This is a genomic window from Spirosoma foliorum, from assembly GCF_014117325.1.
Classification (GTDB): Bacteria; Bacteroidota; Bacteroidia; order Cytophagales; family Spirosomataceae; genus Spirosoma; species Spirosoma foliorum.
This window is the reverse complement of the sequence record NZ_CP059732.1, coordinates 1736179-1757494: the sequence shown is the minus strand read 5'-3', so window position 1 is coordinate 1757494 and position 21316 is coordinate 1736179. Positions and strand designations below refer to the sequence as shown.

Annotated in this window: 17 protein-coding genes; 5 read left to right on the top strand and 12 right to left on the bottom strand. The window is 48.4% G+C overall.

Going from position 1 to position 21316, the window contains the following annotated elements; genetic code table 11:
* Positions 1–211: 211 nt before the first annotated feature.
* Entirely contained in the window at positions 212–805 is a 594-nt protein-coding gene (locus H3H32_RS07095) for an RNA polymerase sigma factor (RefSeq protein WP_182462042.1), read from the bottom strand.
* Positions 806–1361: 556 nt separating this feature from the next.
* On the opposite strand from H3H32_RS07095, the gene H3H32_RS07090 reads away from it, so the two are divergent.
* The 3 genes from H3H32_RS07090 (at position 1362) to H3H32_RS07080 (ending at position 3814) form a co-directional block, all read left to right on the top strand.
* Positions 1362–2405 carry an SDR family oxidoreductase gene (locus tag H3H32_RS07090; RefSeq protein WP_182462041.1) on the top strand — a complete coding sequence of 348 codons (1044 nt, stop codon included), beginning with the start codon at positions 1362–1364 and terminating at the stop codon, positions 2403–2405.
* A 98-nt stretch (positions 2406–2503) separates the two neighbouring features.
* The gene (locus H3H32_RS07085; protein WP_182462040.1) at positions 2504–3310 is read left to right on the top strand and encodes a helix-turn-helix domain-containing protein; all 807 of its coding nucleotides are present in this window, start codon (positions 2504–2506) and stop codon (positions 3308–3310) included.
* A gap of 21 nt (positions 3311–3331) precedes the next feature.
* Positions 3332–3814: a GNAT family N-acetyltransferase gene (locus tag H3H32_RS07080; RefSeq protein ID WP_182462039.1), complete on the top strand. Its 483-nt coding sequence runs from the start codon at positions 3332–3334 to the stop codon at positions 3812–3814.
* A 119-nt stretch (positions 3815–3933) separates the two neighbouring features.
* Here the strand turns inward: H3H32_RS07080 and H3H32_RS07075 are convergent, their stop codons facing one another.
* The 7 genes from H3H32_RS07075 to H3H32_RS07045 form a co-directional block, all read right to left on the bottom strand.
* Positions 3934–4548 (bottom strand): HAD family hydrolase, encoded by a 615-nt coding sequence (locus tag H3H32_RS07075; RefSeq protein WP_182462038.1) that lies wholly within the window; start codon positions 4546–4548, stop codon positions 3934–3936.
* 12 nt (positions 4549–4560) lie between these two features.
* On the bottom strand, positions 4561–4950 hold the full coding sequence (locus tag H3H32_RS07070) for a VOC family protein (protein ID WP_182462037.1): 390 nt from the start codon (positions 4948–4950) through the stop codon (positions 4561–4563).
* A gap of 157 nt (positions 4951–5107) precedes the next feature.
* Entirely contained in the window at positions 5108–5917 is an 810-nt protein-coding gene (locus H3H32_RS07065; protein ID WP_182462036.1) for a helix-turn-helix domain-containing protein, read from the bottom strand.
* Between the two features lie 39 nt (positions 5918–5956).
* Positions 5957–6928 carry an aldo/keto reductase gene (locus H3H32_RS07060; protein WP_182462035.1) on the bottom strand — a complete coding sequence of 324 codons (972 nt, stop codon included), beginning with the start codon at positions 6926–6928 and terminating at the stop codon, positions 5957–5959.
* Between the two features lie 374 nt (positions 6929–7302).
* A complete protein-coding gene (locus H3H32_RS07055) occupies positions 7303–8547 on the bottom strand; it encodes a hypothetical protein (RefSeq protein WP_182462034.1) in 1245 nt (414 codons plus the stop codon).
* A gap of 71 nt (positions 8548–8618) precedes the next feature.
* On the bottom strand, positions 8619–8921 hold the full coding sequence (locus H3H32_RS07050) for a winged helix-turn-helix domain-containing protein (RefSeq protein ID WP_182462033.1): 303 nt from the start codon (positions 8919–8921) through the stop codon (positions 8619–8621).
* Positions 8918–9541 carry a hypothetical protein gene (locus tag H3H32_RS07045; RefSeq protein WP_182462032.1) on the bottom strand — a complete coding sequence of 208 codons (624 nt, stop codon included), beginning with the start codon at positions 9539–9541 and terminating at the stop codon, positions 8918–8920. Before H3H32_RS07045 ends, H3H32_RS07050 begins: the two co-directional genes overlap by 4 nt.
* Positions 9542–9879: 338 nt before the next feature.
* Here H3H32_RS07045 and H3H32_RS07040 point away from each other — a divergent pair, with 338 nt between their 5' ends.
* Positions 9880–10698 (top strand): helix-turn-helix domain-containing protein, encoded by an 819-nt coding sequence (locus H3H32_RS07040; RefSeq protein WP_182462031.1) that lies wholly within the window; start codon positions 9880–9882, stop codon positions 10696–10698.
* Between the two features lie 51 nt (positions 10699–10749).
* Positions 10750–12294, top strand: coding sequence for an FAD-dependent monooxygenase (locus tag H3H32_RS07035; RefSeq protein WP_182462030.1), 1545 nt, complete (start codon positions 10750–10752; stop codon positions 12292–12294).
* 297 nt (positions 12295–12591) lie between these two features.
* Here H3H32_RS07035 and H3H32_RS07030 read toward each other — a convergent pair whose 3' ends face one another.
* The 4 genes from H3H32_RS07030 to H3H32_RS07015 all read right to left on the bottom strand — a co-directional run bounded on the left by H3H32_RS07030 (position 12592) and on the right by H3H32_RS07015 (position 21091).
* On the bottom strand, positions 12592–14019 hold the full coding sequence (locus tag H3H32_RS07030; protein WP_182462029.1) for an efflux transporter outer membrane subunit: 1428 nt from the start codon (positions 14017–14019) through the stop codon (positions 12592–12594).
* Between the two features lie 2 nt (positions 14020–14021).
* Positions 14022–17219 (bottom strand): efflux RND transporter permease subunit, encoded by a 3198-nt coding sequence (locus tag H3H32_RS07025; RefSeq protein WP_182462028.1) that lies wholly within the window; start codon positions 17217–17219, stop codon positions 14022–14024.
* A gap of 147 nt (positions 17220–17366) precedes the next feature.
* Positions 17367–18539 carry an efflux RND transporter periplasmic adaptor subunit gene (locus H3H32_RS07020; protein WP_182462027.1) on the bottom strand — a complete coding sequence of 391 codons (1173 nt, stop codon included), beginning with the start codon at positions 18537–18539 and terminating at the stop codon, positions 17367–17369.
* A 215-nt stretch (positions 18540–18754) separates the two neighbouring features.
* Positions 18755–21091, bottom strand: coding sequence for a TonB-dependent receptor (locus tag H3H32_RS07015; protein ID WP_182462026.1), 2337 nt, complete (start codon positions 21089–21091; stop codon positions 18755–18757).
* Positions 21092–21316 lie beyond the last annotated feature (225 nt).

The following is a 21316-nucleotide window of genomic DNA, read 5'->3' as shown; positions in this document are numbered from 1 at the left end:
ATATTTCCCTTTTTTTGCATGGAAGTAGACCACCTTTTCCGGGCCATACTCTTTATTTCTATGAATTTTCTTGATTTTTTTTGCACACAGAGTAAATGTGCCTTAAATGGCTATAAATGCAGTTTTTCATGAAAGAGTCACGTACAAAAATGGCCCTCCCGAAAGTTAAAAACTCTCGAGAGGGCCATTTATTCTTTGCGTTATAAGATCGCTAAGAGAAAATACGAATGGGAAGTGAATCTCGTAGCTGGGTCATCGCTCGATAAAGAAAATTAGCGACGGTCTGTTTTTCAACCTCCATCACTTGAGCAATATCATCATTGGAAAGGCCTTCGTAAAATTTAAGGAACACCACTTCCTGCTGCCGCTTGGGCAGCTGCGCAACGGCCTGCCGTAAATTTTGCTCAGTGCTGATTTGCGTTTCTTCAGCTACCCAGCTGGCTTCAGCAGTCAGCTCATCTACGCTCTGACCGTCCAGGCTGGCACTTTCTTCAAGGGCAAGCGCCCAACCCCGTTCACGACGAAGCTTTCGAAACAAATTATTCCGCAAAGCTTTAATCAAATAAATGGTCACGTAAGGTGTATCGACAATGGCTTTCCGTCGATTCCATAGTTCCAGAAACAAATCCTGAACACAGTCCTTAATCAGATCGCGATCTTTTGTAAACCGGGTAGCGTAGTTAAATAATACGCGATACCTGGCCTCCACCAATTGATCGAACGCTTTCTCATCATCTGCCCGAAACCGAGTCCAGAGTTGCGCCATGAGTTGCTCATCCGCAGGAATTGACGACCGATTAGCCATACTTGGTTGCTCAATACGTTAAAGGAGTGTAGTCCCGAGACAATCTTACCAAAACGATCCTACCTTGCCCTATTAAGATCTTTCTTTTGAAAATACAATTTACCCATTGAAAATAACGATTACTATCGTTTATTTACTCAATGCATACCTACTGCGCTTTCTGAATATGTTCTACTAAACTACTCTATTAATACAAGATGTCAAGTATTTTTTTGCATTAAACTGGGTTTTTATTGTTAAAATTTCCTGCAAACGTTTGCGGAAGCGTTTGCAGCTTGGTGGAATCTCCTAGAACGATGATTTTTTTCTTATACAATTAAGCCAGCGATTATTAGCTGACACAACTACTTTCATCGCTTACGCCTAGGGCTACTTCTCATAAAAATACAATTCCCATCTATACTAATTCTACCTACTTTTACTCTCATACTCCCCACCTGCCGATTTGCCTTTCTTGACTATATCTTGGACTTCTCACGACAATAATTTTGGCCTTTTCAGGATAACACCCCAGCTTGTTCGTGGTTGAACTTTGCATCAACAAAACTCAACCACAATGGAACATTCAACCACAGTTCTTGTCACCGGCGGTACCGGTTTTTTAGGAACCCATAGTATTCTTCAGCTTCTGCAGAAAGGCTATACTGTACGAACAACACTACGCTCATTAACTAAGAAAAATGAAATCATTGACGCCCTAAAAATAGGCGGCATTACGTCTTTTGATAAACTTTCGTTTATTGAAACCTCGCTTACGGAAGACAAAAACTGGGCCGAAGCCATGAAAGACTGCACCTATGTATTGAGTGTAGCATCACCCGTTTTTATGACCTTACCCAAAGACGAAAATGAAGCCATTCGTCCCGCGTTAGAAGGCATTATTCGCGTGTTGAAAGCAGCACGCGATGCGGGCGTAAAACGAGTCGTCATGACTTCCAACTTTGGGGCCGTTGGGTTTAGCAATAAAAATCCCAATAGCGTAACAACGGAGGAAAACTGGACCGATCCGAATGAAAAGGATTTATCAGTCTACGAAAAATCAAAACTCCTGGCCGAGCGGGCAGCCTGGGATTTTATCAAGCGGGAAGGTGGTTCGTTAGAGTTTGCTACCATCAACCCAGTAGCTATTTTAGGTCCTTCATTAGGTAAGCACGTTTCAGAAAGCTTCGGGCTTTTGGTGCATTTACTAGATGGCTCGATGAAAGCATTTCCCCAGATTCCGTTGAATATCGTTGATGTTCGCGACGTAGCCGCTTTGCATATTCTGGCGATGGAAACGCCTGACGCAAATGGGCAGCGCTTCATTGCATCGGCTAATGGTCAGATTTCTTTCCCCGAAATAGCTAGGCTCCTAAAAGCAAAACGTCCTGATGTTGCTCAACATGTTTCGCCCCGAGTCCTACCCAACTGGGTACTTCGGCTAGCCGCTTTGTTTAACGAACAGGCCAAACATGGTGCGTCCTTATTGGCTATAAACCGAAATGTTAGCAATGAAAAAGTGAAGAACGTCTTAGGCTGGACACCGATTGCCACTAACGAGGAAGCCATTCTTGCTTCCGTAGACAGTTTGATCAAGTACGGAATCGTAAAGACGGACTAATTTTTGTCATCCCGACAAAGGAGGGATCTTAAAATATCCTATACTTCATTACCAATAAGCCAATTAGCTCATGATGTCTCGCTCAAAGTCCCATAATCATGGAATCTGACGTTTTCTTAGAGCAATTCATTCCCGATCATGTCTTTGTCTATATCCTGAAGGGCGGTTTTCACTGCTACGATGGCAGCAGAAGCCACGTGTTGCGGCATGGTGATTATGCCCTGTTCCGTAAAAATCATTTGATCAAATACGTTCGGGAAAAGGGAAGTGCTGGCGCTGAGTTTATGCGTCTATGCGTATTCGAAGGAACCGAGTTCATACGTTTGTGCCTGGAAGAAACCTTCCTGAAGACATTCCAGGAAAAGCACCAAACAGAGTTCGTCAAGTTTAAACCGCAGGATTCCTTTATTAAGCTCAAAAAGAATAAGCTGATTCCTGATTTCATTCGTTCGTTACATCTCATCTACCATCAGGGAGAAATTGACGAAGCGTTTACGGATGTCAAACAAGAGGAATTGCTGATCATTTTATTGCAACAGCAACCTGAACTCGCTGGCATTCTGTTTGATTTTGGCAAACCGGAGAAAATAAATATTGAAGAATTTATGCTCCGTAATTACAGGTTCAATATAGGCGTCGAGCAATTTGCCTATTTGACTGGACGAAGTTTATCGGCCTTCAAACGGGATTTCAACGCTATTTTTAACGAGACGCCCAGCCGTTGGTTGGTTCAAAAGCGATTGCAGGAAGCCTATTTCCTGCTCAACGAAAAGCACAAAAAGCCTTCGGATATCTATCTGGAGTTGGGCTTTGAGACCTTCTCGCACTTTTCGTTTGCCTTCAAAAAGCAATTCGGGTTAACACCCACCGACTTGACCGAACAGAAGCACAACATCCCCAGTTAAAAATTTTGACTAGTTTCGGGCATGACTATTCGAAATGCTACCCTGGCCGATCTGGAGGCAATCCATTCCATTGAATGCGTGTGTTTTCCCGAAAATGAGGCTGCTTCCTTAGCTTCATTCACGCGACGGCTTACCGTTTTCCCGAATCACTTTTGGCTACTGGAAACTGAGGATAAACTCATTGGCTTCATCAATGGCATGGTCACGGATTCTGACACGATACAAGATGACATGTTTGAGCAGGCCGAATTGCACGATGAACAGGGCCGTTGGCAGTCCGTTTTTGGCTTAGCCGTGTCTCCCGATTACCGAAAACAAGGTTACGCCGAACTATTGGTCAATCATCTGATCGACAGGGCAAAACAGCAAAATCGAAAAGGGATCACCCTGACGTGTAAAGCTCGGTTGATCCCTTATTACGAAAAATTGGGATTTTATAATGCTGGTCTATCCAAATCGGCTCACGGAGGAGAGGTTTGGTATGATATGAAACTAGATCTCTGAGCGAGAATGGCATTTGGCGATTTTGTGAAACGCAGTGTTATTACGTAGAGCTGATAGACTCTAAATTGCCCTGATGGGCGAACGTAGTGGTACTACGTTCTACAAAATCACGAACACGCTTAAGAATCGGCTAAGACGTCCCAATTCACTAATTGATCGCGTAAAAGAGAGGCCGATTGAAAATGAATAGCCTGAAAGCCCAACTCTCGGGCGGCCTCTACATTCATCAAATTATCGTCAATAAACACGCAGGTCTGGGCTTCCAAGCCATAACGCTCCAGCAACAACGTAAAAATGGCGAAGTCGGGTTTAATCAACTTTTCCTCGCCCGACACCAGAATGCCGTCAAACAAGCTAAAAAAATCGAACTTCTGGAGAGCGACTGGAAACGATTCGGCAGACCAGTTGGTGAGTCCATACAGCGGATAACCTGCTTGCTTTAATTCCTTCAGGATAGCCACCGAGCCAGGAATTGAATCGCCCAGCATTTCCTCCCAACGGCCATAATAGTGGGCAATGAGTTCTTTATGTTCAGGGAATTTCTCCTGGCGCTCTCTGGTGGCATCAGCAAACAAACGCCCCTTATCTTGCTGGAGATTCCAGTCGTTCGTGCAAATCGTGTCCAGAAACCAATCGATTTGGGCTTCATCGGGAATCAATTTCCGATACAGATGACGCGGATTCCAATCGACCAGAACTCCTCCGAAATCAAATACAATTGTCTTTATTGCCATCTTCAGTCCAGTTTAAGCAGTGATTTCGACGTAGTTTCCTTCCGGGTCCAGGACCACACTTTCGTAATAGCCATCGCCCGTTGTTCGGGGTTCGCTGGCAATGGTGTACTGATCCGCTCGTAAGCGTTCTGTCAATTCGTCGACCTGCTGTTTTCCACCGACCGAAATCGCAAAATGAGTTACGCCTTTGGAAAATCCTCTCGGGGAGGGTGTATCAGCGATATCAGGCCGATGCATAAGCTCAATCCGGGACTTTTCGGAACCAAACTGCAAAAAATAAGCCGTAAAATTTTTGGTTGGATTGGTGTATTTCTCCCCCGATGTGACCTCAAAGTAGGTCATGTAAAACGTACGCATGAGTTCTAAGTCATCAACCCATATCGCCAGGTGTTCAAGTTTCATGTTCAACTACAGTAGCTTTTCAACTGACAAAATACGGGAAGCGCTAAGCGAGATTTATTCACTGAGTTAGCCAAGACTGGTAGTAGATTACCCCATAGCCACAACCAGACTATACTCATTTGTCAATACGGCACTGACGGCACGAGGTTATTACCAACTAAACTAACTCGGAAGGGGCTTTACCAAACCTTTTTTTAAACGAATGCGAGAAATGAGAGAGGCTTTCAAAGCCTAAATCGAGGTAGATGACCGAGGGTTTCTGATGCTTTTTTTCGATAAGGTGACGAGCCTCTAACAGCCGCCGTTCCTGTAGCCAGTGCCTGGGCGATGTGCCGAATGTTTTTTGGAAATCGCGCTTAAAGCCCGCAAGACTTCGGCCGGTGAGCTGAGCAAACCTTTCAACCGGAATATTGAACTGAAAATTACTGAGCATGAATTTTTCCAGATCAATCTTATAAGGTTCCGAAAAGTCGAATAAAAATGTGCGGAGTTCGGGCATGACATGCAGGAGCAACTTCACTCCTTCCCGCACTTTCAGCATCCCCATCTCAGCCGGTATATTTTCGGCCGGATTCCTAACGTAGGGGATCACCGATTGAAAATAACCCCGTAAAAAATCGTTTCCGGGAATAAGCAGATTGGGTGGTCCAATGTATTTATGCTGGGGTTCTATCTGCTCTTCCAGCGCAATTTTTCTGAGCAGGTCTTCCTGTAAGGAAATCACAATCGTTTCATAATCCTCACCCGGCAGCGGAGTTTTGGTGATCTGCGCCAGTTGGTTTTTGCCAATCAGCAGCATATCACCGCTCCGCATCGAAATTGTCTGCTCAAACGTTTCCAACGTAAACAGTCCCGCGACCTGTAACACCAGCGTGTTGTGCTTCATAAAGCCCACTTTGTCTTTCCGCTGGGCCGAGAGGTACGAGTAAAAAATGACTCCCGGAATAATTTCTGTTGGATTCGTCATGGTGTAAAGGTAAGCACAGGCGGGCTTTTCTGAACCCGACTAGCGAACCAGATACGTACCTCCGGCTATGGCACCAGGTGCAAAGACCGTGTTCAGGGTATTCATTTCTTCTGGCGTGAAGACGACTTCCATAGCCTGACTGTTTTCTGGCAACCGCGCTCGGCTGCTCATGCTAACCAGAGGCATAATATGATCGCCCTGCGCATTTACCCAGGCGATGGCCAGCTGTGTTGGGGTATATCCTTTTTCGTTGGCCATCTTGGTTAATACCTCAACTTTTTCCAGATTCTTGACCAGATTCTCGCCCTGAAATCGCGAAAAATGATTCCGATGGTCATTGGCCGCAAGCGGAGCTTTCATATCACCCGTTAGTAAGCCCTCGGCTGTATTGGCAAACGCCACAACGCCAATACCTAATTCTTTCGCGGTAGGCAGCAGGTCCCGTTCGATCTGTCGATCCGCCAGAGAATAGCCTATTTCCAAAGCAGTTACGGGATGAATACTGTGCGCTTTCCGTAGTTGATCGGCGTTGATTTCTGACACACCCAGGTAACGAACCTTTCCCTCTTTGATCAGGTCGGCGACCGTTCCAATCACGTCTTCTATCGGAACGCTGTTATCTAGGCGGCATGGTTGATAAAGATCAATTGTATCAATTCCCAAACGCACCAACGAATAATTAATAAAGTTTTTGATGGCTATGGGGCGGAGGTCCAATCCGAGCCATTGACCACCATAGAAGATGGCGCCAAACTTAACACTGATAAAGGCGTCGTCTCGCCGACCTTTGATGGCTTTGCCGACCAGCAACTCATTGTGGCCGCTACCGTAAAAATCGCCTGTATTCAGAAAATTAATGCCATTGTCTAATGCCTCCTGAATGGTAGCCACGCTTTCCTGTTCGTCTCGTGCGGCAGATCCCCAAACGGGCGACATGCGCATACAACCTAATCCAAGTTTCGATACGAGGGGTCCATTGTTGCCTAAAGCAATCTTTGTTATTGTTGTCATACTGATAGTAGTCGATTAACAATACAAAGCTCAGCTTTTATGCCTTGCAGCCGATTTCGTTTATGGCTCAATTTACTTGTCTGAACGGCTCAATATCAAACCAGCCTTCTCCTCGTTTTATATACAGTATATACGTCTCTAGCACAAGCTAATTAGCTTTCTGGGCATTGAGCGCCAGCAGATAGGCATCGCAAACGCGCACCTGATGGGTGAATAACTCCCCTTCGTAATAGGCCTGTGCCTGCTCTACGGTTAGTCGGCTGCGATCAAGTAGCTACGCTATAGTGCTTTCTCACTTTGAAATTCAACGTATCTAGACAAATAGAGTGAATCGGGCTGTCTCTGGACAGCTTTAGGTCGAATGAGAAAAATAGTTAGCTGAACCCAAATAGCAGTGGAAATAAAAACGTTACGATAACGGCCCAGAGGGCATAAATGGGCAGGTAAATCGCGATGCTTTTCCCAACGCCGGGCAGACTTTTTTTCTTCGAAACCACTTTGAACAACTGTACGGCTACCAACAGCAGATTGATCAGAATCAGGACGTTACTCCCCAGAACGGCCGCTCTATTGGGCGTTATACCCCAGGTTGAAATTCTGAACAAAATAGCCGAGAGCGCAATACCGTTGACAACGATTGTGACAATGGACAGCAGAAAGAGAACCCAAATTTCCGGCAGACTTCGTACAGTCTTGCCCATTTCGGCAATTGAAAAGAAAATAATGGCCATCACCCCAATCAATAACCCATTGAACATCAGCAAAAACTCGCGATTGTTGTACGGGTCTTTATCCGAATAAATGATGGCAACAAGGTAAATGACCAGCATGACAAGCATCAGTGGACTGAAGAGCCGGGCAATTACCGGTGACACTTTACCGACTAGCTGCGGATTGGTCTGCGTAAGATAAGTACCGACAATGGGAGCCGCCGGAAGGCCAAAAGCGACAACATTCTCGAAATAAAACGTCTTGATGTCAATATCAATTAGTTGGAAAAGCCCAACGGTTATAGCCGTCATAATGAAACCAGCTATCAAAATGAGCCCTGTTATCACCACCAGATCACCATTGTAGCGCAAATAGCTGAGTCGCTTTTGGTCATTGTTACCTACCTCCCCAACAAAGGCAAACCCAAGTATCGACCAGAGAAACACGGCTAAATGAATACACGATAAAATCAGCGTATCGCTCTTTTTATCATTGGGAAGAAAGTTGATGAATAAGGCCCCAACCAGGGTTAAGCCAACAAGAATAGAAAGCTTGCTCGCAGGCAATTTATTTTTCCAGGCAAAGAAGGCCGTTAGCGCCGGGAAAACGATGAAACCGATATTTCTGGAATAAAAGAACTCTGGATCAATGTTCAAAATGGCTGGTAATTTGGCGATCATACCCGCTACCAATGCCGTAATGATAATGAACCTTACTTCACGACTTGAGCCCCAGTTCAGCTCATCCGTTTCGTAACTCAGCCGTTCGTGCCAGAAATCGGCAAGGGCGTTGCCTTTCAGTTCTGGATACAACGTGCCGAATGCTCGCTTGAAGGGCGCTTTGCTAGTTCGGTACAGCTTTTCGAGTTGTCCCGGATCATTCAGGTAGGTAATTATTTCGTCTTTCATGAGTTTGAATTTAAGCGTTGTCTTATGCACTTTGAATTTCAAAGCAGGTGGATAAAAAAAGAGAGTTTCTCTTACTCGCTAACGCCCTTAATTAGCTTTTCCAGGGCATTCAAATGGTCACTAAAGGCTGCCCGGCCCAGTTCTGTCGCGGCATAGCTTGTGTTCGATTTTCGGTCAACAAATGACTTTTCTACCTGAATAAACTCTTCTTTTTCCAACGCTTTCAGGTGGCTGGCCAGATTGCCGTCGGTCACATCCAGAAAGTCCTTCAGCGAATTGAAATCAAGCGTCTTGTTAACAGCCAGGGCCGCCATAATGCCAAGCTTGATTCTGCTTTCAAATGCCTTATGTAAACCATTGATGGATATCTTCACCGTTCGTACCTGTAATGCATATAAACACCATACATACTATGGGCTACCCCAAACCCTAACGCCCAGCATAGCACTCCGTACTCAACAAAATAGGCACTAAACAGCCCCAGCCCAATCTGGATGAATCCTAAGCTCCTGATTTCCTCATACGTAAACTGACTGGCGTTGTACAGGGCTATCCCATAAAATAACAGGGCAAATGGGGCCATCCAGCCAATCAATCCGTTGGCCATTACGATCAGGATCAGAAGTCCCCCAATAATGAGTGGCACCGACATATTGATCAACAGCCGCTTCACCAAGGCATTCCAAAGCTTCTCCCCTCGTTTACTCGCCTTTCGGCTGGAAAGCAGAATGGCGGTACCGATCGCCAAAATCAGGACAACAACAGCTAACAACACAATTTTCGGTAAGCTGGCCGCTACACTCGCTGACTTTGTGTCGTAAATGAGCTGGTTGGGGTTAAAGTTAAAAACGGCATACGCGATATAAGCACCAGCCAACGCATACACGCCAGCCATGATGCCCGCCCAACCAGCAAGCGAGAGAAATTTGGATGATCGCTCCATGATGGAACGTATCTGGGCTATATCCTGAACGTAATCTTGCTCTTCTTTCATTTAAAAGCACTTTGAAATTCAAAGTAATGATAGAAAAATCAGTTGTGCAAGCCTTATCCGAATTTATTTTGCTATCAGCCAGCTACTAACGAAAACAGATATTGAACTAAGGGCGTAACATTCCAGATTAAACGACTTCTCAATCCTGTTGCAAAGGCAAGGTAATTTCCGTAACGGTCCCTCCTGACGAGTCAGTAAGTTATTGAAAGCTTGCGCCAATACGCCCACTTCGTCCTGCATATTGTGCGCTGGTAGCGATTGTGTTTGAATATGTCCATTTTTCCCACGCAGCTCCTTTCCTAGTTGTGTCTAACAGCCCGAATCCATTATCTTTCAGCATGCAGCACCAGGAATTTGACGCTCCGCCAGAATTACAGGATACCATAAAGTGCTTTTGGTACAACCGACGGGATTCAGACGAATTGAAATCTGATTTTGAGGTCCAACCGGATGGCTATGCCGAAATCATTTTTTACGTCGGAAGTCTACAGCTCATGGCGAATAATGGAATCCTGCAACCATTGCCATCTCCGTTTTTGATCGGGCTCCTCAATCAGCCAGCGGTCTTTTACACCGAAAACCGCTTAGAGATTATTGGGGTCCGGTGCTTTCCCTGGACAGTATTCGATTTACTCGGACTGCCATCTACTAAAGTTAGCCTTCACCTAGTTGAGCATCCGATTGCTCAGCTTCAACCGGGTTTAGTGGAGTCGATTCAGGCGGGTAAGATAGCCGAAGCGCTGGACCAGGTGAAGCAGTATTTACTACAGGCAAGAATGGGCGTTGCCACAGACAGTATGCTATTCAAAGCCGGAGCGGCTATGCAGGCAGCAAGTGGCAATATGCCCGTAAGCCAGGTTGCCGAGGCTGCCCACGTAACCGTTCGGACATTGGAACGGAAGTTCAAGCAATCATCAGGGCATACGGTTAAGGACGTGTCGGGATTGATACGTTTTGAACAGGTACGAAACCACTTATGGATGCACCCTGATGCCAATCTGGCGGGTTTAGCGCATGAGATGGGGTACACAGATCAGGCCCACCTCAGTAAAGAATTCAAACGCTATAGTGGCGCTACCCCAGCGGCATTCGCCCGAAAAGCCAGGCAAGGCAAACAGCTTATCAGCGCCGATTTTGTCGCATTTATACAAGCCTAACCCAGGGGCGTTCCGGAATTTTGCGTCGTAATCAGTCTAAACGCAATTGTTATGGATACCCCATTAAACAACAAACTATCCGAACCCAATCAACCTAAGTACGATGTCATCATTTCAGGCGCAGGCCCTGTTGGCCTATTTCTCGCCTGTGAACTGGCCCTTGCCAACTGTTCTATTCTCATCCTGGAAAAAACGGAGAACCCGAACTCGCCCCTAAAGCAACTCCCCTTCGGCATACGCGGTCTCTCGACACCAACTATTGAATCACTTTACCGCCGTGGATTGCTCGATCAACTCGAGATACATAAACGGCTTAAAAATCCCCATCAAAACGCCGGGCAAGGGGTCCGTCGTCAGGTAGGGCACTTTGCGGGCATTCCATTCCATGAGGGCGATATAGATACATCTCAATGGACGGATCGCCTACCCAGCTCAACCGACACCAGTTTGATTTCGGAGATATCGGAGCTTGAAACGATTCTATTGCGTCGGGCAGCAGCGTTGGGTGTATACATCCAGCGTGGACTTGGCGTTACTGGCTTTAATCAAACCGACGATTCCGTAACTGTTTCGGCAGGCGATCAATCGTTTCAGGCTAAGTGGCTTGTGGGTTGCGATGGTAGCCGAAGCGTTGTTCGCAAGGCGGGTGGTTTTGAATTCGCAGGGACGGAGCCGGAATTTACGGGTTACACAACCCTGGTCGATATTGCTGATCCGGAGAAATTAAAGCCAGGCCGGAACATGACGCCAACGGGCATGTATTTACAATCTCAGCCGGGGTATCTTATGATTCAGGATTTTGATGGCGGGGCCTTTCACAGTTCCGAAAAGCCAATCACGTGTGAGCATGTACAGGAAGTACTACGGCGCGTCTCGGCCACTGATGTTACGATCACTGCCCTGCATACAGCCACCACCTGGACCGACCGGGCAAGGCAGGCTACAACCTATCGCAATGGCCGGGTCCTTTTAGCAGGTGATGCGGCACACATTCACGCGCCGTTGGGAGGTCAGGGCCTCAACCTTGGGCTGGGCGATGCCATGAATCTGGGCTGGAAGCTCGCTGCCACGATCCACAACAAAGCGCCCGAAGGCTTGCTGGACAGTTACTTTACCGAACGACACCCAATTGGCGCACAGGTTCTGGATTGGTCGCGTGCTCAGGTTGCGATCATGAACCTAAGCCCGCAAGCCCGTGCGCTCAACGCTATTTTCCGCGACTTGATGAATACGCGCGATGGTGCTACCTACTTTGCAGGACGGGTATGGGGCATTTTCACTCACTACAATCTCGGTGATGCCCACCCGCTGGTAGGCCATAGCGTTCCTAATTTTGCATTCGACGATGGTACGACAATTGGCGAACACATGCACGATGGTCGGGGCGTATTGCTTGATTTTGGCACGAATACTTCCCTCAAAACCTGGGTAAGTGAATACAGCGACCAAATCAACTATGTTTCAGGTCGGGCGAACGACCAGTTAGGATTGAGCGCTGTTCTGATACGTCCGGATGGCATTATCGCCTGGGCTTCTGATAACGATCCTGATTTCGGCGAACTCCAAAAAGCGGCCGCTCGCTGGTTTGTTCGGTAATGGAACGAGGATTATGAATTATTCTCCCTCGTCTAAGATGGCCTTTTGATTAAATAATCGAGCCATTCATCCCGTAGGGATAAAACAGCGCAGCGTCGGTAGAAAACAATTTTCAGGACTAGCTAAGCGTGCCTTTAGGTGCGCAACCAGCAAGGATTGTTGCGTACCTAAAGGCACGCCAACTACAGGAGAAACCATCAACTACCGACGCTACACTGTTAAGCCCCGAACGGGGCAAAAATCAGCAAGCTGTGCCACGATGTAAATAACTGTGGTACGGCTTGCTGCCCATTTTCACTACCGCCAGCCCCCGCCCAGCGATCGATAGACCTCAACCATCGCGCCCAACCGTTGTCGTTTGATGTCGGCCAACGCCAACTCTGCCTGAAGCGCGTTGCTTTGTGCGGTGATCACTTCCAGATACGTGGCCATTCCGCTCTTAAACAGGAGTTTAGCATTGTTAATAGCGCCTTGTAAGGTCTGGGCACGCGCTCGGGCAATCTGTTCCTGCTCCTGCAATTTTTCATTTTGGATCAAGGCATTCGACACTTCCTTCACGGCATTATTCAAACTCTGCCGAAACTGAATTTGTGCCGATTCTCGCTGAATATGAGCCACTTCGAGCTGTGTTTTGAGTTGGCCACGCTGAAAAATAGGCTGTACCAAACCAGCCGCCAGGTTATAAAACAAGGAATTCGGTAAGGCAAACCAGTTGCCAGCCTGAAAAGAGTTCAAACCAACACTTCCCGTTATGGTCAACGCAGGATAGCGATTGGCTTCCGCAACGCCCGCACGTGCATTGGCTGCCACCAGCACCAGCTCACTTGCCCGTACGTCGGGCCGGTTGGCCAGCAATTGGGCGGGCACACCCGTAAGCAACGTATCGGCTACGGGGTATGTTGAGAGTCGGTTGGTACGGGCAATCGCTCCCGGCCAGTCGCCCAGTAATTGCCGGATACTGTTCTGTTCGATGGCCAGCGCCTGTTCCAGTTGAGAACGCAATAAATCGGCATTCTGGCGTTGCGCTTCGGCCTGTTGAACAGCCAGTTCTGTCACATCGCCCGACTGTTTCTGAAACCGGACTAGTCGCACAATGGAGTCGCCTAGGGTCACGTTCCGTTTGGCGATTTCCAGCTGAGCATCGAGCAACAATACGTTAAAATAACTCGTCGCTACGTTAGAAACCAGATTTGTTCGAACCGCTTTAGCGGCTTCATCAACCTGGAGAAACGTGGCCAGTGTGGCCTCATTCTGGCGACGGATACGGCCCCAGATATCCACTTCCCAGGAGAGCGACAAGTTTGCCGAGTAATCTTCCAAGTGTCGGGTACCTATGAAGTTTTCCAGACTCAGTCCATTCAAACTATTGCGGGAAGGCGTCACGGTAGAGGCTGCCATTTGTGCGTTGACAGCAGGTAATAGTGCATAACGCGTCTGCCGAACATAGGCCTGATTTTCCTCAATCCGTTTGATGGCTACCTGCAAATCGAAGTTATTAGCCAGCGCCGTTCCAATCAGATTCTGCAACTCGGTATCCCGAAAAAACTGCCGCCACGGGACTTGCGCTACATTGAGTGTATCCGTTCCATTACGTTGACTGAATTGCTCGGGCATCTGCACCGTTGGGCGCTGGTAGTTTTGTCCAACTTTACAACTTGCAATCAGTAGGGTAAGCGAAAGCAGGCCCAGTGATAGGCGAGACGACAAAAAATAAGGTCGTGACATGATTAATTACGAGTTATAGGATTGCTGGCAAACGCTTCTTCGGCCAATGCTTTCCGTTCTTCGGCGGTTTTAGGCCGCTTGATTTTCTCCTGAATTCCCTGAAAAATGACAAATAGCACCGGAACGATGAACAGCCCCAGCAGTACGCCAGTCAACATCCCTCCTGCCGTACCGATACTAATCGAGTGATTCCCTTTGGCCGATGCTCCCGTGGCGCTCATCAGCGGAATCAACCCAACGATGAAGGCAAACGACGTCATCAGAATTGGGCGAAGTCGCAGTTTGGCCGCGTCTAAGGCCGACGCTAGCAGACCCATACCCGCCTGTCGTCGCTGAATGGCGAATTCGACAATCAGGATGGCGTTCTTGGCCAGCAAGCCGATGAGCATGATCAGTCCGACCTGCACGTAGATATTATTGTCGATGCCCGCCAGATTGATGAACAGAAAAACGCCCAGAATCCCCGTCGGAATGGACAGCAACACCGCCCACGGCAATACGTAACTTTCGTACTGAGCCGACAACAGGAAGTACACGAACACCAGACTAAGGGCGAAAATCAGGCTCGATTGACTACCAGCCGCGATCTCTTCACGGGTCATACCCGTCCATTCGTACGTGTAGCCAACGGGCAGTTTTTTCTTGGCCACCTCCTCTACTGCCCGGATGGCGTCGCCCGTACTATAACCCGGTTTGGCTTGTCCGTTAATGGCTACCGACGTAAAGAGGTTATTACGCGTAATAGCTTCCGGGCCGTAGACGCGTTTCAATGTAACGAACGTCGTCATCGGCACCATCTGGCCCGTCGCGTTTTTGACGTAAATGCTCTTTAGCGATTCGGGGTCAGCGCGATACGGCGCGTCGGCCTGGGCAATCACACGGTAGAATTTACCGAAGCGGTTAAAGTCCGACGCAAACGTACTGCCGTAATAGACCTGCATCGTTTGCAGAATATCGCTGGTCGAAACGCCGAGTTGCTTCGCTTTTTTCACGTCCAATTCTAACTCAAACTGAGGTGTTTCGGTATCGAAGGTCGTAAAGGCGGCTGCGATTTCGGGGCGTTTCTGTAGCTCTTCAATTAGGGCGTTCGCTGTGGCACTCAGTTTATCAAGCTTTCCACCCGTCCGATCCTGCAACAGCAATTCAAACCCATCGACATTACTGAATCCCGGAACGGTTGGCATGGTAAACACATCAACCCGTCCTTCTTCTACACCGGCCACCTGCTTACTAACCGAATCGACCACCTGTTGCAGGTCTTTCACGTCGCCCCGATCAGCATATGGTTTCATTTTCACGAAACCAGCCGCATAAGACGGACTCGATGAATTGGCAATCATGTTGAATCCACTGATTTCGATATGCTGCTCGACAGCCTGGGTTTTGTGCAGAATGCCTTCAATCTTATCCGCTACTTTCTGAGTACGCTTTAACGAAGCACCTGCCGGAAGTTTCAGTGAATAGGCAATAAAGCCCTGATCCTCTGACGGAATAAAGCCCGTTGGCGTCGTGCGCATCAGAAAAACTGTGACAGCCGTGACCAACGCCAGTCCACTCAACCCAACCCATTTGTTGCGAATCAGGAACCGAAGGCTCCCCACATACTTGTTCGTCAGCGAAGTAAAGCCCGCATTAAAGGCATCGAAGAAACGATTCAGAAAGCCTTTCTTCGCGTGGGCATTATCTGCCGGTCCGCCGTCGTGGTGTGGATTTTTCAGCAACAACGCACAAAGCGCCGGACTCAACGTTAATGCGTTAACCGCCGAAATCAGAATGGCAATGGCCAGCGTGAACGCGAACTGTTGGTAGAAAACCCCCGCCGGGCCGTTCATGAACCCTACGGGCACGAACACAGCCGCCATGACCAACGTAATGGAAATGATAGCACCCGAAATTTCCTGCATAGATTGAATCGTTGCCGACCGCGCCGATTGTCGACTTTTTTCCATCTTGGCGTGAACAGCCTCAACTACCACAATCGCATCATCGACCACAATCCCGATGGCCAATACGAGCGCAAAGAGCGTGAGCAGGTTGATCGTAAAGCCGAACAACTGCATGAAAAAGAACGTACCGATGATGGCAACTGGCACCGCAATGGCTGGAATGAGCGTGGAGCGGAAGTCCTGTAAAAACAGGAATACCACGATAAACACCAGAATAAAGGCTTCGATCAGCGTGTGGGTAACCTGGTCGATGGATTCATCGAGGAAGGTTTTGGTGCTGTAGCCGATGGTGTAATTGATGCCCTTCGGAAACGCCCCTTTGGCCTTATCCATGATCGACAGAATGGCCACCTGAATATCGTTGGCATTCGAGCCTGCCATCTGGTTAACCGCAATACCAACGCTGGGCCGACCGTTTACGCGGGTATCGCCACTGTAGGTAAACGAGCCGAATTCAATCCGCGCAACGTCCTTGAGCTGAATGGTCGAGCCGTCGGTATTAGCTTTCAGAATGATGTTTTCATACTGTTCCGGCTGGTTGAGTTTGCCCTTGTATTTGATCACGTACTCAAACGCTTCCTGACTTTTCTCCCCAATCTTACCGGGAGCCGCTTCCAGATTCTGCTCCCGAATCGCGTTCATTACCTCCTGTGGTGACAGGCCCAGTGCTACCAGTCGATCCGGTTTCAGCCAGATTCGCATCGAGTAATCCTTCACACCAAATACCATCACCTGCCCTACCCCATTCACCCGCTGAAGCTCTGGAATCAGGTTGATTTTGGCATAGTTCTGCAAAAACGTTTCGTCGTACACGTCCTCATCACTGTTCAGGTTGAGGATCATGATCATACTGTTTTGCTGTTTCTGCGTCGAAATCCCTGCCTGAATTACTTCGGTAGGCAGCAGGCTCGTCGCTTTGGCAACCCGGTTCTGTACGTTCACAGCTGCCAGATCGGGATTGGTGCCGAGTTTGAAATAAATGTTGATCGCCACCGACCCATCGTTACCCGACGACGAAGTCATGTAGGTCATGTTTTCGACCCCGTTAATGGCTTCTTCAAGTGGGGTAGCTACCGAGCGGGCCACGACTTCGGCGTTGGCTCCGGGGTACGATGCCGCGACCTGTACGCTGGGCGGAGCAATTTCGGGAAACTGCGTAACGGGCAGCGAAACCAGTGAAATGACACCCAGAATAACCAGCAGGATAGAAATAACCGTGGCGAGTACCGGGCGTTCGATGAATACTTTAAACATAAAATAACCAGAAGCGTCTCACCCAATATCTGGGTTGGAACGGTGAAAACGTGTATAGGTACCCACGGGCTTCAGCCCGTGTTTCTAGTCGATGCATATACGGGCTGAAGCCCGTAGGTACAACCCAACCAATACTAACTAAAAATCTTATTGCACGCTAGATACCGTCAGGCTATCAGCGGCAATCAGTCGCGGAGTAATTACGTCGCCATCGCGGAGTCGATCGAGGCCTTCCCGAACGATACGCTCGCCCGGCTGAATCCCTTTCGTGATCAGGTAAAAGTTGCCGCTCTTACCTGCAATCTGGAGCGGTTTACTAACCACTTTGTTGCTGTCGGCCAGAGCATAAACGAACACACGATCCTGCCGTTCGAACGTAGCTTCCTGCGGAACGACCACGGCCGACGGGTGTGCTTCTGGAATCCGCACGCGCCCTGTAATGCCGGAACGTAGCAATCCTTGCGCATTCGGAAAAACGGCCCGAAAGCTAATCGAACCCATCGTTTTATCGAATTGCCCCGACACCAGTTCAATCCGGCCTTTCTGGACATAAGCTTTTCCATCGGCCAGCACTAAATCGACAGGAGGTAGTTTCTTGATTTTATCAGCGATACTGCTGCCCGATGACTGCTCGGTAAAATGCAGAAAATCGACCTCACTCATCGAGAAATAGGCAAATACCTCGTGCACATCTGAGAGCGTCGTCAGCGGTTGAAGTTCGGTACGACCTACCAGACTCCCCACTTTGTAGGGCAATCGACCAATAAACCCGCTTGCCGGAGCCGTGATAAGTGTTCGGTTCAGATTAACATTGGCATTTCCTACTACCGAACGCGCCTGTTCGACGTTGGCTTTGGCAGCCGCATAGGCCGATTGAGCGGCTTTCAACTGCACATCCGACACAACGTTATTTTCGACCAAGGGCGTCAGTCGGGCGACTTCCAGCGCGGCCTTATCCAGATTGGCTTTCGCTGCCAACAGACTGGCACTGGCGTTCCCAACCTGCTCCTGATAGGTACGCGTATCGATGCGAAATAGCGGTTGCCCTTTGCGAACAGCAGCTCCTTCATCGACATAAATTTTTTCCAGATAGCCTTCCACCTGTGGCCGAATATCGACGTTAACCCGACCTTCCAGCGTGGCCGGAAACTCCTGATAGGTCGTAACAGAGGCCGTTTTGACCTGTACGACGGGTAATGTAGGAACCTCGGCAGCGGTTGTGGTTTCGTTGGTTGATGAAGTGCAGCCAAAGTGACTCAGTATAAGAAGAAAGGCCAAAGAAAGCGTACCTGACTTATAAGCGGTATTGAGGAATAACATGAGGTTGTAACAACAGTAGTTAAAAAGGAACAGCAATTCGGGCTGTTCTATTCCGGCTTCATTAAAAATTAATTAAAAAGAAACATGAGCATCGGGCTTAGTGATGTCAGCTACTCATAGCTGACACGTGAGGTTTCTCAAAACCGAACGAACCACACGAGGTTTTGAGAAACCTCTCATGTCGGTTATAAGTAACCGACATCACAGCAATACAATCACTTTGCCTTTGCATCATCGTTGGTTATTTTTCTGCCCGATTGCTCACTGCCCGCCCGAATCTGTCCAAACTGCCAGCTAAAGGTTAGTTTGACCGATCGCGTGAAATATTGATTGGCCGTGTGCGACTGAAATGAGTTGGATTGCGAATCGTTGTTTTGCCGAAATGGGTATGTGAAGGGATTATTAACGCCCAGTGTCAGACTGGCTTTTTTATCCCAGAACTCCTTTCGTGCCGCCAGACTATAGTGATACCAGGCCGAGTTTTTTCCTTGCAGTAAGACCCAGCCGGTACTGTACATGCCATAGGCTTGCAGCGAATAATTCTGGGGCAACTGATAGGCCATGTTTAAATTGAGTTGCCAGAGCCAGCCCGAATTCTGTACCTGCAAGGCTGTACTACTGAACTGCGTGTGATAAAACTCGCCCCCGCCGTTCACCTTCCAATTCCGGTTCAGTTGCCAGGCTGCGTTTACATTCAATCCCGTTCGCTGATTACGCGCTACGTTCTGCTTAATAGTTTGCGATACACCGGACGTATCCACCGTTCGCACTTCTTCGATGGAATTATCGGTTTGCCGACGGTAGAGCGCCAGATTCAGGTACGCCCCGTTCTTGGTTGTCAGGCTGTAGGAAATCTCGGCCAAATGCGTCAGTTCGGGACGTAATTGAGGGTTGCCAGCGCTCAGATTTTTGGGGTCGCTGGCGTTGATATACGGATTCAAATCCCAGATCATGGGTCTCGAAATCCGTTGGGTATAGCTGACCTTGAACGACTGCCGATCGCTGAGTTGCTTGCTCAGGATAATACTCGGAATGAGGTTATTAAAGCGAATCCGAAACGGTGGAATTGAATCGGCAAATCGACCTTCCATAACCGTATTTTCAAGACGAAGGCCCGACTGGAGTGTCCACTTGGTTTGATTTGCCAGCTTCAACGACGCATAGGTTGCCAGTACCTGCTGATCATAATCGAACGTATTGGATCGGCCTGCATTATAGGTTAACAGATCGACCGCGTCTAGGCTGCTGTTGTAAATCGCGTACGTACTGCCCACATCCCGCCGGATTGCTTTCACACCAAATTCAACCATCTGGCGGCCCGATGTCGAGAAAGGATGTGTGTAATCCAGTTGAAAAGTCAGCTGTGGATTCTGGCTTTTGTTCTGGCTGGTTTCCCGATAAATGGGAGCACCCCCCAGATTGTATTGATCGCTGGTATAACGCGTATTATCAAAGGTATAGCTGTACTGAGCCAGCACGGCAAGCTCCTGTTTCGGCTTTTTGAAGGTTCGGGTGTAGCCCAGATTAAACTCCACATTCCCAAACGGTGACTGCTGATCAACTTCCTGCGTGTACTCCTGCGAGACAACACCTTCGGCATTCCGGAATCGGTTATAGAGCGAATTGGAATTTGGCCAGGCTCCACCCCACGTACTGATCGAGAAATTCACCCGGTTCAACGTATCGAAAGCGTACTCCATACTCAAATCGCCAAACCAGCCCCGGTGGACATTATTGGCGCTCCGTCGCTGAAACAACTCACCAGCCGGTTGCCCATCTAACAAGGATACGCGGGTCATTTCGGATACGCTTTTCTCGCGTTCAGCATCGGCATTCCCGGAAAAAGTCAATCCAAACTTCTCCCGTTTGAACCCGTAACTGCCGCCAATCGACTGCATATAATTACCCGCCGTTACATCCAGATTTCCATTTGAGCCTTTCAACTGCTTCTTGGTGATGATATTAATCACCCCGCCCGATCCTTCTGCATCGTAACGAGCCGATGGGCTGGTAATGACTTCTACCGACTGAATGGTGTTAGCCGGAATCATCTTCAGGGCTTCGCTCAGGTTGCGAGCCAGCAAACCTGATGGGCGACCGTTGAGCAGCACTTTCAGGTTCGAGCTGCCGCGCAGTTGCACATTCCCCGTTACGTCAACCGTAAGCATCGGCGCCTTGCGCAACACATCCACCGCCGTTCCGCCTTTATTGGTCAGATCGTTAGCCGCGTTGTAAACCAATCGATCCGATTTCTCTTCGATCAGCGCTTTCTGTCCGGCAACAACCACTTCATTCAACTGACGACTCTCTGGCCGTAACAGCAGATTACCCAATTGGATAACTGGTTTCTGTGCTGCTAGTGTAAACGTCAAAACGGTTCGAGTCTGGTAGCCAACGAACGTCAGCTGAAGACCATACGAACCGGGATTTAAGCCCGAAAAGACAAAGGCACCCGTTTCAGACGTTGTTTTACCAGTGAGTACATTGCCCGACGAATTCAACAGGGCAACGGTTGCGAAAGGAACCGGCTGGCGGGTTACCGAATCCAGCACTGTGCCGCTTACCTGACCACCCGATTGAGCAGAAATTTGGTGACGTCGACTGAGCCGTAGCCACTCGTGCCAGTAGAATGAGAAGTGATAGGTAGTAGAGTATAGTGAATTTCATTACAGTTGAGTTTCTTACAGAAAGCCGGTGGAATGGTACAAAGTACGTTTTGGGGCTTCGTCCATTTCTTAAAAAAATGATAAACGGGGCCTTTTTGATGACGTATTGAG